This is a genomic window from Paenibacillus tarimensis (assembly GCF_021532315.1).
Lineage (GTDB): Bacteria > Bacillota > Bacilli > Paenibacillales > Paenibacillaceae > Paenibacillus_I > Paenibacillus_I tarimensis.
The window spans coordinates 49,701-62,489 of the sequence record NZ_JAKGAO010000015.1 but is presented as its reverse complement, the minus strand read 5'-3'; the positions used below and the strand labels follow the sequence as shown (position 1 = coordinate 62,489).

10 protein-coding genes are annotated in these 12,789 nt (G+C 53.9%); 7 read left to right on the top strand and 3 right to left on the bottom strand.

Going from position 1 to position 12,789, the window contains the following annotated elements; all coding sequences use genetic code 11:
- Positions 1–28: 28 nt before the first annotated feature.
- Positions 29–3,778 carry an alpha-L-arabinofuranosidase C-terminal domain-containing protein gene (locus tag L1N82_RS17205; protein WP_235288697.1) on the top strand — a complete coding sequence of 1,250 codons (3,750 nt, stop codon included), beginning with the start codon at positions 29–31 and terminating at the stop codon, positions 3,776–3,778.
- Between the two features lie 116 nt (positions 3,779–3,894).
- Here L1N82_RS17205 and L1N82_RS17200 read toward each other — a convergent pair whose 3' ends face one another.
- Complete coding sequence (locus L1N82_RS17200; protein ID WP_235288696.1) at positions 3,895–4,491, bottom strand: AAA family ATPase; 597 nt, start codon at positions 4,489–4,491, stop codon at positions 3,895–3,897.
- A 160-nt stretch (positions 4,492–4,651) separates the two neighbouring features.
- Here L1N82_RS17200 and L1N82_RS17195 point away from each other — a divergent pair, with 160 nt between their 5' ends.
- The 6 genes from L1N82_RS17195 to L1N82_RS17170 all read left to right on the top strand — a co-directional run bounded on the left by L1N82_RS17195 (position 4,652) and on the right by L1N82_RS17170 (position 11,562).
- Positions 4,652–4,990, top strand: a complete 339-nt coding sequence (locus L1N82_RS17195; protein WP_235288695.1) for a nucleoside triphosphate pyrophosphohydrolase — start codon at positions 4,652–4,654, stop codon at positions 4,988–4,990.
- 218 nt (positions 4,991–5,208) lie between these two features.
- Positions 5,209–6,432 carry a YecA family protein gene (locus L1N82_RS17190; RefSeq protein ID WP_235288694.1) on the top strand — a complete coding sequence of 408 codons (1,224 nt, stop codon included), beginning with the start codon at positions 5,209–5,211 and terminating at the stop codon, positions 6,430–6,432.
- 109 nt (positions 6,433–6,541) lie between these two features.
- Entirely contained in the window at positions 6,542–8,212 is a 1,671-nt protein-coding gene (locus tag L1N82_RS17185; protein ID WP_235288693.1) for a glycosyl hydrolase, read from the top strand.
- Between the two features lie 201 nt (positions 8,213–8,413).
- On the top strand, positions 8,414–9,364 hold the full coding sequence (locus L1N82_RS17180; protein WP_235288692.1) for a stalk domain-containing protein: 951 nt from the start codon (positions 8,414–8,416) through the stop codon (positions 9,362–9,364).
- Between the two features lie 51 nt (positions 9,365–9,415).
- Positions 9,416–10,240 (top strand): stalk domain-containing protein, encoded by an 825-nt coding sequence (locus tag L1N82_RS17175; RefSeq protein ID WP_235288691.1) that lies wholly within the window; start codon positions 9,416–9,418, stop codon positions 10,238–10,240.
- Positions 10,241–10,584: 344 nt separating this feature from the next.
- On the top strand, positions 10,585–11,562 hold the full coding sequence (locus L1N82_RS17170) for a LacI family DNA-binding transcriptional regulator (protein ID WP_235288690.1): 978 nt from the start codon (positions 10,585–10,587) through the stop codon (positions 11,560–11,562).
- 111 nt (positions 11,563–11,673) lie between these two features.
- Here L1N82_RS17170 and L1N82_RS17165 read toward each other — a convergent pair whose 3' ends face one another.
- On the bottom strand, positions 11,674–12,432 hold the full coding sequence (locus L1N82_RS17165; protein ID WP_235288689.1) for an HAAS domain-containing protein: 759 nt from the start codon (positions 12,430–12,432) through the stop codon (positions 11,674–11,676).
- A complete protein-coding gene (locus L1N82_RS17160; protein ID WP_235288766.1) occupies positions 12,422–12,769 on the bottom strand; it encodes a PadR family transcriptional regulator in 348 nt (115 codons plus the stop codon). The genes L1N82_RS17165 and L1N82_RS17160 overlap by 11 nt, the downstream gene beginning before the upstream one ends.
- Positions 12,770–12,789 lie beyond the last annotated feature (20 nt).

The following is a 12,789-nucleotide window of genomic DNA, read 5'->3' as shown; positions in this document are numbered from 1 at the left end:
AAATCATTAGAAACAGGAGACGCATTCGATGAAATTTGAAGATGTACCATTCAAAGAACGGTTGATTGCGCAGTACAAATTTGATGATGCTGAGCAAATCGGCAAGGACAGCTCCGGGAAGGGCAACGACGCGGAAGCGGCAGGCAGGCAGCTGCCTGTGGCGTCAAACGTTGGCGGCAGACCGGCTGTTACACTGCCTGGCGGAGCAAGCGGCACATCCTACATACAGCTCCCCGCAGGCCTATTGGAAGGCGTAAGCGACCAGTCCGGCGTGACGGTGTCGACATGGGTTTATTTTGACAAGGGTTCGAATGTGTGGGAGAGGATTTTTGATTTTGGTCAAGGACCTGAAGGCCCTTACCTGTTCCTGACGCGCAACATGCGCGCCACCCTGCATGCGGAGGGCGACATTGTCGCTGATCCGGGCAAATCCTACCCGACGGGCGAGTGGATGCATATTGCCATGTCGGTTATTGGCACGAAGAATGGCACGCTCAGCAGCGCGGGTCCGGTTCTCTATGTGAACGGCGAGGTAGCGACCGACGGCTCGATCAGCCAGACCTCCAGCGGCATGTACGCCAAGCTGCGCGCCTGGTTTGCGACGTTCAATGAGGCAGCCCAGTACAAGAACAATTATATCGGACGCTCGCAGTATGAGGCGGATGCGGATTTTGCCGGCTCGTTCTCCGATTTCCGTATCTATGCGGCAGGCTTGTCCCAGGACGAGGTTATTGAGGTGATGTGCGATTCGCTGACCGATCAGCAGATCGTCCAACTGGCCCGCGACAAATATTTGTCGTTCCCGGCCTCCATCGTCACGAAGGATCTGACGCTTCCTGCCTCTCTCATGGGCGGCAAGGTTGAAGTCAGCTGGACATCCAGCCATCCGGAGGTGCTGACAGGCGAAGGTGCGGTTAAGGATGTACAAGCGCCGCAGGGCGTTATTCTGACCGCTGTACTGAAGCGGGGCGGCTATACGGTCGAGAAGAGCTATCCGGTTACTGTGATGCCGGGGGGCATGCCTCCGTACAAGCTGACAATCGAGGGCGGCAAGGAATTGATGAACGTTAGCGACGTGATGTACGGATTGTTCTACGAGGATATTAACAATGCGGCAGACGGCGGCATTTATGCGGAGCTTGTGCGCAACCGCTCGTTCGAAGCGTTCACTTTTGATACGTACAACCACCACTCCGGGGAAAATGGCGTCTCCACAGGCCGCAATCACAATGCGCTTGAAGCCTGGAGCGGCGACACCGATAAGGTCAAGGTGCAGAATTCCGGCGGTCTGAATGACCATTTTGGCCTGGAAGACAAGGAGGTCAACGCCTACTACGTCACAGTGGCAGACGGCGCAACGCTGTATAACCGCGGATTTAACGATACGAACGGCTACTGTGCGATGGCGATCCGCGAAGGCGCGCGCTACTTGTTCACGATTTGGGCGAAGGCGGACAAGCCGGGCACCATCACGATACAGCTGAAGGACCCGGACGGCGGGGACATCAGCGATGCGGCTGTTATTGAAGTCGAAGGCGGCGGCACGTGGAAGAAGTATGGCGCAGAGTCACAAATCGTCCTGACCGGTTCCCGCACGGTGCTTGGCCAGCTGGCACTTGTATTCAGCGGCGAAATCTCCATCGACATGGTCTCGCTCTATCCCGAAGAGGTATGGGGCGTTCGCGAAGAGCCGCGCTCGGCAAGCGCGCATGCGAACTACACCGGCAACCCGAACTATCGTCTCCGCAGAGACCTGGTCGAGGCGCTGCTGGATCTTCACCCGACCTTCCTGCGCTTCCCAGGCGGCTGCATCTCCGAAGGCTCGCATATCTGGGAGAACGTCTACGACTGGAAGGAATCGGTCCGCGACATCGAGCTGCGCAAGGAGAACTTCAACGTCTGGGGTTACATGATGACGATGGGTCTTGGCTATATGGAATATTTCCAGCTGGCCGAGGACCTGAATGCGACACCGCTGCCGGTCATGGCCTGCGGCGTACTCTGCCAGGCTCGTTCGGATTATTGCAACCCGGCGGGCGGAGCACTGCGCGATTACTACATCAAGAACTTTACGGATCTGATCGATTTTGCGATCAGCGTGGATTTTGAGCATAACGAATGGGCTGCACTGCGCCGCCAGATGGGCCACGAAGCGCCGTTCGATCTCCGCTACCTCGGTGTCGGCAACGAGAACTGGGGCACGGAGTTCTATGCGAACTTCGAGGTGTTCAAGGCTGCGATCGACGAGCATATGGCGAAGTTTTACCCGGATCATGAGCTACACATTATCTCAACAGTCGGCGCGCAGGCGGATGACGATGCGTACCAGGAAGGCTGGAAGTTCCTGAGCGGACGCTTGAAGGGCGAAGCCAAGGTCAGCTTCACGGACGGCAAGCACAGCCATGAGGAGACGATCACCTGGTATGAGAAGCAGCCGAACTACATGGATACGATTGCGGACGAGCACTATTACCGTTCCAATGAGTATCTGCTAAACAACGTAGACCGCTATAACTATTATTACCGGGCCTATGAGCAGGACGGCAGCCTGAATCTGCGCGAGACCTCCAAGGTATTCGTCGGCGAGTATGCGTCCACGGACAAGAACACGCTGGCAGGCGCGGTAGCGGAAGCAGCCATGATGACCGGCTTCGAAAATAACGCCGACGTCGTGCTGCTGACGGCTTACGCGCCGCTGTTCAACAAGGTGCTGACCGACGGCACCTACCGCTGGACGCCGGACTGCATCTGGTTCGACGACGAGACGGTATGGTTCACGCCGAACTATTATGTACAGCAGCTGTTCGCGAAGTATGCCGGCAAGAAGGTGCTCGGCACATCCTTCCGGACGTACCGCAGCGGCAAGCCGCTTGAGCTCATCCCGCGCGGCGGCATCGAGATCGCGGCAGGCAATGCAGAGGTTATCGTGAAGCGTGTGAAAGTGACTTCCCATGCGGATGGCCGCGTGCTGCTGGATCAGGACTTCACGCAGCAGCTGGACGGCGCATGGCAGGTTATTCCGGGCTCGGCGGGCTATACGGTAGATCCTGAGCGCGGCCTTGTGCTGAAGGCACAGAGCAGCGGGCGCAACGGCCTCTACATCTTGAATGACGAGTGGACCAATTACAAGGTAGAGGTCACCGCTGTGAAGGGCGCGGGTACGGAAGGCTTCTTCGTGGGTGCCGGGCTGACCGACATCATGCCGGAGAAGAAGGATGTTATCGAATACGCGATCGGCTACAACGGCAATGCGACTGGCGTGAAGGTGTACAAGCAGGGCATCGAAGGCTACACGCTGGGCGACTACTCCTCCAGCTCCGCAGCCGGCAACCTGCGTGCTTGCAGCTATGAGCCGCTGACCGAAGGTGCGGAATACGCGATTACGGTAGATTTTGGCGGAGGGACAGGCGACCGTCTGGTCTGCTCGTACACAGACGGCAAGGAATCGAGCCTGGTGCTGGACTATAAGCTTGAGGCATACAACCGTGATGTGTTCAGCTCCGTCACGAAGGATGACAAGCATGTCTATGTGAAGCTTGTGAACGCTGACGGAACCGACAAGACAACTGAGCTTGAGCTGAAGGACCTGAACGTCGCTGCTGCGGCCAAGGTGGTTACACTCACCGGCGATGAGTCACTGCTGAACATTCCGAACGTCAACAAGAAGAATGACGAGAAGGTACAGCCAGCAGAGTCCAGTGTGACAATCGACGGAACAACTGCCGTACTCACGCTGCCGGCGCATTCGGTAACAGTGCTTGTGCTGGATTTGGCTTAAGGAACAGGCGGAAGAGTAAGGGTTAAGAGGAAGATTAGGGCGGGCCCAATGGGCCTGCCCTCTTCATATATCTGGCGGGTAGGGGTTAGATAGGCGACAGGTGGGAGAGGAGAGTCTCAGCCGCCGATTCGGATGTGACGAAACTTCGTCACCAGCCGGTCCCTCATCCTGCCCAGCTTCCCTCTATGATCCGGCAGGAGGGGCAGTCCCAGCGCGGAGGCGATGGTCTCTGCCGCAGCTTCGACTGTAAGCTGGTCTGTTACGATGTGCTGCGCGAACCGGTCGTCGGTCAGCGCCTCCGTGCAGCGGTCAATCTGCCGCGCCGCCCAGGAGCTGGCGCCCTCGCCCCGGCTGCGCAGCCGCTTCAGCAGTGTTTCCGGAGACGCCAATAGGGTGAAATGATGAACACTAACACCATCCAGGCGCAGCCGTCCGACCAGCTCGCGGAAGTACACCGGATTGACCACCGTCATCGGCACAAGGATGGGACCGTCGAAGCTGCGGCTGATATAAGTCAGCATGGCATAATTGAATTCACGCCACATCGGATAATCTTGAAAATCACCGCAGGCTGCTTGCTTTGGGACGTTTTTGCGGATATAATAACCGGCGTTCTCCGGATCGAACACATACGAGCCTGGCAGCCGCCGGTGGAGCTCGTATGCGGTCTGTGTTTTGCCTGAGCCGAACGCTCCGTTGATCCAGATTATCATCTGGCTTCACCTCTGCTTCTTTATTATGATTCCAAGAGGACTGACCAGATCGATAATCATATGACGATGCGCAGCGCCTTAAGGTTGCTTGGCAGCTAAGCTGAGGGTGACCTTGCCTAACACGCGGATAATTAGCGGATGAGAGGGGAGTAGATTCATTATGGCTACCTATAACAAGCTTGTGCGGGACCGGATACCCGCCATTATCGCAGAGGGCGGCAGTACATGCAGCACCCGGGTTCTGGAGGAAACGGAATACCGCGCGCAGCTTCGCACGAAGCTGTACGAGGAGCTGGACGAGTACATGCGGGCCGGGGATGACAGCAGCGCTGTGGAGGAGCTCGCAGATATCTTGGAGCTTCTGCATACGCTGGCGGGGGTACACGGGTCTAGCCCGGAGCAGCTTGAGGCGGTCCGCAGGGACAAGGCAGAGAAGCGCGGAGGATTCCGCGAGCGGGTGTATTTGATGGAGGTTACCGAGAATCAGCCAGGGAAATAGAGTCCGATGAGACGATGAAATTGTTCCCATTGTACCGCACGGGCAGAATATTCTGGTATACTCATAGGAGTTTACATAGAAGGCAGGTCCTGTTCTGGCTCATACAGCTGAAGCAGGGCCTGCGGTTCGAAGGGAAATCGCACTGCAGCAGGGGGGCGGAATGCCACCCCTATCGCAGTGCGGATGTCTGGAAGGGAGCGTTATACAAGTTGAGTAGCATGGCAGTGCAAGAGCAGACAGCACAGAAGAAAGAATTAGAACGCCTGAGTGCGAAGCGGAAGAAGGAAGAGGCCGCGCTGTGGACCGCAATCAGCTATCCGTTAGGGCTTACAGAGGCGCTGGGCCGGTTGACGAAGGATGATCTGACCCGCGTTCGGACAAGCCTGCAGCTGAAGGTGAAGGGTGTAAGCACGCTTAAGAAGCAGGAGCTCTGCGAGGCGATCGCGGCTCAGATGCCGGAAGGTCTGGAACGCGTGTGGCATTCACTGGATGAATCGAAGTACAATCTGCTGAAGGCGGCCGAGCGGAAGCACGGGAAGCTGGAGCAGCCGGACTTAATATATGAACAAATCGTCTATTTCCGCAGTCTGGGACTGCTGTTCCCTGGTGTAGTGGACGGTGTTAACGCGCTGGTCATGCCGGAAGAAGTGCTGGAGAACTTCCGCCGGGCAGATACGGCCGAGCTTAGAGCCAGTGTTCAGCGCAATACAGAGCTTGCGAAGCTCACCCGGGGCATTCTTTACTATAATGGTGTGCTGACCTGGGATGAGCTGGCGGAGCTGATTCCTCTCTATACGGAGGAGGCTCTGGATACAGAGCAATACCGTCAGGTGATTGTGGATGCGGCTAATTATGACGCGTCTATACAAGTTATGGATGAGCTTGTGGCCCATGCGGACGTAACGGATATTGCAGGCGTGCGCAAGGAGCAGGGACTGCGGCAGGATGCCGGCTTCTACCCGCTGACGAAGAAGCAGGTCGTGCAGGCGGCAGATCCGGACTACATCGACCGGACACCGCAGTTCCAGGCTCTGGTCCATTACTTCATACATCACTACGAGCTGAGCCGTGCGGACGCGGAGAAGACTGTGGATATGCTGGCTTACAGCATCAAGCTCGGCGATCCCCTTACGGAAATTATGCAGGATATCGAGCAGGAATTCGAGCTTGGCGACGAGCTTGCGGTCCGGCAGCTGATCGACCTGCTGATGAAGCTGATGAACAACACCCGGCTGTGGTTCCTGAAGGGGTACACCCCGCTGGAGCTGAATCCTCAGCCTGAAGCGAAGCCGGCTGCGGCGGGACAGGCGCAGGGAGCGTCTGAAGGTGCAGAACCGGGCGGCAAGGTCATCCAGCTGGATCAGCGGCGAAAGATTGGACGCAATGAGCCATGCCCATGCGGCAGCGGTGTTAAATATAAGAAATGCTGCGGTAAGTCCTAGCCGGACTGCTGCAAGTCAGGAGAACTGCTCTACTTGCGGTTCTCTTTTTTTATTTTCATAGGAACTAAGGACTGGTATAATAATCCTGCTTTAATAGACACAATTCTACATGATTCATCAGGTTCTGCTATCAGGCAGGAGAGACGGGGGAGACAGTGTGCAGCAAGGACAGAAGGCAGCGGGCAGAGCAGGTTGGATGGTAAGGGCAGGGCTGGTGCTGATTATCATCATGCTGAGCATACCGGTTATGCAGCCGGGCAAGGCGCAGGCGGCAAGTGTGTGGACGGTCTACAAGGAAGCTCAGAAGCTTGAAGCACGGGGCAAATATATCGAGGCAATAGCCAAATACAAGCAAATTGCGCCAGTATTTGTCAAGGGCAAAGACTATGGTATCGCTGCGCAGATGTACCGCCGGATCGGCGACTGCTACAAGGGGCTGAAGCGATATGACGACGCCGTTGCGAACTGGGATCTTGAGGCGGAATATTCGGGTAAGGCGAATCAGACGCAGGTAAGCATTGCGGCCAAACGGAAGGCCAACCTGCTCCGCAGCTCGGCCAAGCTGTATGTAGAGCAGCCGGCTGGACAGGGGGCCACTTACGGCGGAACGAAGTTTGTACCGGCTAACGGCGCTTTGATCGGCGCTTATGCGGAGCTGGACAAGGCGGTTAACGACCCGAAGAAGGGTAAGTATTTCACGGAGCAGTTCCCAGTGCTGACGGGCAAGAAGCATGCGGCTTATCTGCTGTATTTTAACTATGGCAGCGACCCGGCACTGCTGGCAAAGCATCTGGAGCGGGCGAAGGCCAGCGGAACGGCTCTGCAGATCGGCGTGCAGCCGGTCAAGGGCTTGGATCAGGTCAAGGATGATGCCTACCTGCGCGGCCTGGCGAAGGCAATCGGGGAATCGGAGGCACCGGTGTTCCTGCGGTTCGCCAATGAGATGAACGGCGGCTGGGTGAAGTGGCACGGCGATCCGGAGAAGTATATTGAGAAGTTCCGGCTTGTTGCGAAGGTGTTCCGCGAGGAAGCGAAGGACAATGTCGCGATGGTCTGGGCGCCAGGAGCGAACCCGACGTATACGATCGAATCGTATTACCCTGGAGATGCCTATGTGGACTGGGTCGGCGTGAGCTTGTACACGATCTTCGATCCGTCCCTGGACCCGCTGAAGCAGGGTGAGGACCGGTCGAGTCACCTGGACAAGTTCGACCACATCTACCAGACATATGCCGCGCGCAAGCCGGTGTTCATCTCGGAGGGCGGCGTGTCCTACATGTACCCTGAGAAGCGCCAGGACAAGACCAAGTGGGCCGTATACAAGCTGCGGGAGTTCTATGCTTCTCTCCCGATGGTCTACCCGAAGGTGAAGGGCGTGTTCTGGTTCGACAGCAACGGTGATTCCACAGCGCGGATCAAATACTATATGCTGTCGGCTAACGAGCAGCTGCTCAAGGCGTACAAGGAATCAGTGGCTAATCCGTTCTACCTGGGCTCGATTGGTGAGAAGGCACCGGTATCCTACAAGCCGGTCAACAACAGCACCATACAGGCGGGCAAGCTGAAGCTGTCCGGCTATGTGAAGACATGGGCCCCGACGCTCTCCAAGGTAAGCTATAAGATCGGCGGCCGCACGGTCGGAACCGCATCTGCTCCGCCGTGGACGGCGGAAATTGATTTTCGCGCCTATAAAGGCAAGAAGATTGAGATCGCGGTGCAGGCATACGACAATAGCGGCAAGCTGGTGACGACGCAGAAGGTGAATGTGAAGGTATATTAATCGACATAAATTAGTGCCAAAGGGCTTGTTTTCTCCGTGATGGAGAGGGCAGGCCCTGCTTGCTTATAGGATATTATTCCCATGTAAAGGCTTGGGTGAAGTGGTATAATTGGCTTGGTTTTGAGAGGTTCGACATCTTCTCTTAAAGCTGGTTACTGCTCAACATGAAGAGAGAGAGGGAAAGCAATGAAGAAGATTCGCATGAAAAAGTCCGCGTTCGCGGCGACCATCGTGGCGACAAGCCTGGTGTTCGGTGCGGTGGGCGCATTTGGTGCCACGGGACTGCAGAAGATTACGGCTTATCTGAATCACGACATTAAGTTTAACCTGAACAGCAGCACCTGGACGCCTCGGAGCGCAGATGGTTCGAAGATCACACCAATCACCTATGAAGGCACTACATATCTCCCGGCACGTGCCATCGCGGATGCGGTAGGCACTGACATCGGCTGGAACGGCAGCACGAAGACCATCTCGATTGGCGAGGGTGCGGCGGATGCCGAAGCAGGTTCCTCCACAGGGGCTGTCACCGGTACGCCGACAGTTCCATCCACAGGTGGTACGACCACAGGAACAACGACTGGCAGCACCGTCGCAAGCAAGAACAAGGGATCGCTGTCTGACCCGATCGCCATTGGCACCAGCTATACATATACGGATCAATCGGATTACAAGCCGGAGAAGAACGGCTCCTATGGCGCTACATATACGATTACAGTGCACAAGGCCGCTCCCATCACGTCTGCCGGATTTGAAGCGCTTGGCCTGCAGAAGCCGGACAATACAGATGAGGTTAACTACATGCTGGTTGACCTAACGATCAAGGTAGCAGATGCCTGGTTTAAGGCCGGCACCGATGCGAAGGACATGTACCTGAATATCTACAGACCGAGCATCTGGGGTACCCGGAGCGCGGATGGCACGGAGAGTGTAATCGGCTCGAACGATCATGGCTTCGAGGGTTCGCTGTACAGCAAGGAGCGGGAGCAGACCGTGGGTATTAAGGTGGCCCCAGGCGAGAAGAAGTCTTATGAAGTTACAGGACAGGCTGTCGTGGGCGTACCTAAGGACAAGCCGGGCCTGCTGGCATTCCGTAAGCAAGCGCAGGGCATTGAGTATAATGACTCGTTCATTTATTTTAAATTGAAATAGTTCACGGATTTACCGGATTCCCTAATTTAAGCAGAGAGAGGAACAGCAGCAATGAAGAAGTTTATCGAAATGAAAAAATCCGTATTCGTGACTTCTGTCCTGGCTACGAGTCTGGTATTCGGTGCGGTAGGTGCCTTCGGTGCCACGGGACTGCAGAAGATCACGGCATACCTCAACCATGACATCAAGTTTGAACTGAACGGCAGCTCCTGGACCCCGCTGAATGCGGACGGCTCCAAAGCTACGCCGATTACCTATGACGGCAACACTTATCTGCCTGCCCGTGCGGTTGCGGAAGCGGTTGGCACCGAGATCGGCTGGAGCAGCCCGACGAAGACCGTATTTATCGGCCAAGGCGCAGCAGAAGCAGCCAAGGCGGATGCGGCAGCAGCCCCAGTAATGCCCAAGCAGTCTCAATATCTTATCGAGCTTAAGGGCGGCGACAAGGTAATGACGGCCAAGATGAAGGCCGAAGCGCTGAAGCTGGCAGGGATTTATGCCAAGGCGCTAGAAACGGGCAAGTTCACGACCTTTAATGCCTATGTAGACAAATACACATCCAAAGCTCTCCCGAACTCCCCGATCATTACAGGTCAGGATAAACTGAAGGAGCAGTTCGCGGAGTACGTTAATGGCGGTAAGGAAGCTAACAGTGCGGCTAAGGTGAAGAGTTATGTGGCAGCGATCAAGAAGGTGAAGCTGAGCGGTGTAGACGTGACTTATGTGAGTGAGAAGAATGAGTTCTCGCAGACGTTTAAGTACGGCATTCAGCCGCCGGGCTGGGATGCATTCAGCACCTTCTACGTTAACTTCGTCTTCAGCGCTGAGCAGTACGGCAGCTCCAAGTATATTTTGGAGCAAGTGTATTTTAGTTAATTAATGTGGTAAAGCTCACAGAGCCTGCACCTACCCGTTATCGGGTAGAAGCAGGCTTTTTTATTTTTCCCAAAGAAGTATATAATTTCCATGAAAACCTACCCATAATTTGCAATAGGTGGTGCTTTGGGCGGTTGTTCTGTTTATTGGCAGCATATCTTAGCCCTATTGTACTGATGGGCGGTGTATCCGCCCGTCCTATATTATTTTAAAGGTCTGAATAAGGGAGAACGAAGATGGCATGAGCCCGCCAGCTGCTGCATAAAGTGCTCATCAAGGCTTGTGCCAGGCACCGTGATCCGGTATAGTTTGAAGCAAATCCTATACAGGCGAGAGATGGTAATATGGCAACGATTCATGATGTGGCACAGCAGGCGGGCGTGTCGGTTACGACCGTATCGCGTGTGCTGAATAACAGAGGATACATAAGCGAAGCGACGAGGAAGAAAGTATTCGAAACGATGGATGCGCTTAATTATCAGCCCAATGAGATCGCCCGGTCTCTGCTGCGCAAGCAGTCCAATATCATTGGCCTTATTATTCCGAATGTATCGCATCCATTCTTCAGTGAGCTCGCAAGCCAGGTGGAGTACTATGCGTATGAGAACGGCTGCAAGGTTCTGCTCTGCAATTCCCAGCTGGACCCGGCCAAGGAGCGGGACTATATCGAGATGCTGAAGCGCAACCGGGTGGACGGCATTATTATGGGCAGCCATACGCTTGAGGTGGAGGAGTACGTCAGTCTCCGGTCGCCGATTGTGACGATAGACCGCCGGATCGGGGAGAAGATTCCGTTCATCTCTTCAGACAATTACCGGGGAGGCGTGCTGGCAACCGAGCTGCTAATCGGGAAGGGCTGCCGAAAACTGGCGCATATCTGCGGGAATCTGGAGCTGGATCTGCTGGCGAACAGCAGAAGCGAAGGCTTCCGGGATACGGCGGACAAGCACGGCATCGAGCATATGACTATCCAGACGGATATGAATGTGTTTGACCAGGAGCAGTACGCGCGGATCATTCAGGAGCTGCTCGACCAGCATCCGGATGTGGACGGCATCTTCGCGACAAGCGACATTATTGCCGCATTTGCGGTGAAGGGGTGCGTGAAGATCGGTCGCCGCGTACCGGATGAGATGCGGATTATCGGGTACGATGACATAAGCGCCGCCTCCTGGCTGACACCTGCCATTACGACCGTGCGGCAGCCGATTGCCGAGATCGGGCGTCTGGCAGTCGAGCTGATCCGCCGGCAGCTGGAGGGCGAGCCGTACGAGATGAACAATACGCTGCCGGTTGAGCTGATTGAGCGTGCGACAACCTGAACCAAGAGCTGAAAATAGCAGGGCGGGGACGCGGTGAAGTCTGCCGCCCTCCCGCCCTTTGGCTCTCGAAGTTAATCGAATGGGGCCGCTGGTCATCATTACTTTTAATCTTCACTTGTTTTTTTTCAATTTAGACGATATCCATAGGTAAATGGCAATTCCTCCAAAAGTTACGATCGTACTAATGATTAGTTGTGTTTCGTGCTGGACAGTGGTCAGATTTAGTAAATAATCGGGAAGTGTTAGCAATGCTATTATAATGACTAAAATCCAGGATTTTGTCCAAATGGAAACACCTATTATAAAGAGTGTTGTGATTATGCCGATGATCAGGCTACTCATATTGCCGAAATGAATGGTGGGAGTGTCGATGGCTCTATTTAGGTAGATTAACCCAACAAACAGAACGATAGGCAGTATCGCTATACCAGCCAATATAAACCCTTGTTTTTTAAAAGATTGATTTGCTGTAGAACTATATTTAAGTCCTGCAAAAGCAGAAGCAATAAATATTGTACCAATCACAATATGTCCGATAATTTCCAAGACAGAATAGGAAAGGTTGCCTTCTAATAGGTCAGGGAAAATTGTAAAAGAAAATGTTCCAAAAATGATTATGCAAATGTATTTAAACCATGTTCGATAGTCAATTACCATCTCATTAGAAACCATCTCCATATATTCTTTCGGTGATTTCCCGATAATTTTCTCAATGGATTTCCCGTCTCTTTCAGCTTCGGACAAATGAATTTCTAATTCATCCACAATTTCCTCAATCTCATCCTGCTTTTTACCACTTGAAAATAAATAAACACGTAAGTTCCCCAAGAAATCTTTGCTTTTTTTGGAAAGTATTAACTCATTCTTCAATGATCTCAGCTCCTTTTGTATCTTTTGTATCTGATTCACAACGCAGTACTTTGTTAACATTAGACTGTAAATTGTTCCAACGTTCTATAAATTCATTCAATTCTAACTCCCCCTTTGGAGTCAGTGAATAATATTTTCTTTTTGGTCCCGCTGTGGATTCTTTTAAGGTGGATACTACCAACCCTTCCTTCTGCATCCTCAATAACAAGGGATAAATTGTACCCTCACTAAAAGAGTGGAAACCATAACTCTCAAGTTTTTCCGCCATTTCGTAACCATATACTTCTTTATCCTTGATAATTGCCAGCAAACAGCCATCAATGATGCCCTTTAGCATTTGTGTTGTCGACAAATTCC

Excerpts from the sequence above, each read along its gene's own strand:
- L1N82_RS17180 (WP_235288692.1), top strand. The coding sequence starts at position 8,414 with ATGAAAAAGTCCGCGTTCGCGGCGACCATCGTGGCGACAAGCCTGGTG.
- L1N82_RS17195 (WP_235288695.1), top strand. The coding sequence starts at position 4,652 with ATGGCTACCTATAACAAGCTTGTGCGGGACCGGATACCCGCCATTATC.
- L1N82_RS17160 (WP_235288766.1), bottom strand. The coding sequence starts at position 12,769 with ATGCTAAAGGGCATCATTGATGGCTGTTTGCTGGCAATTATCAAGGAT.
- L1N82_RS17205 (WP_235288697.1), top strand. The coding sequence starts at position 29 with ATGAAATTTGAAGATGTACCATTCAAAGAACGGTTGATTGCGCAGTAC.
- L1N82_RS17175 (WP_235288691.1), top strand. The coding sequence starts at position 9,416 with ATGAAGAAGTTTATCGAAATGAAAAAATCCGTATTCGTGACTTCTGTC.
- L1N82_RS17170 (WP_235288690.1), top strand. The coding sequence starts at position 10,585 with ATGGCAACGATTCATGATGTGGCACAGCAGGCGGGCGTGTCGGTTACG.
- L1N82_RS17190 (WP_235288694.1), top strand. The coding sequence starts at position 5,209 with ATGGCAGTGCAAGAGCAGACAGCACAGAAGAAAGAATTAGAACGCCTG.
- L1N82_RS17200 (WP_235288696.1), bottom strand. The coding sequence starts at position 4,491 with ATGATAATCTGGATCAACGGAGCGTTCGGCTCAGGCAAAACACAGACC.
- L1N82_RS17185 (WP_235288693.1), top strand. The coding sequence starts at position 6,542 with ATGATTCATCAGGTTCTGCTATCAGGCAGGAGAGACGGGGGAGACAGT.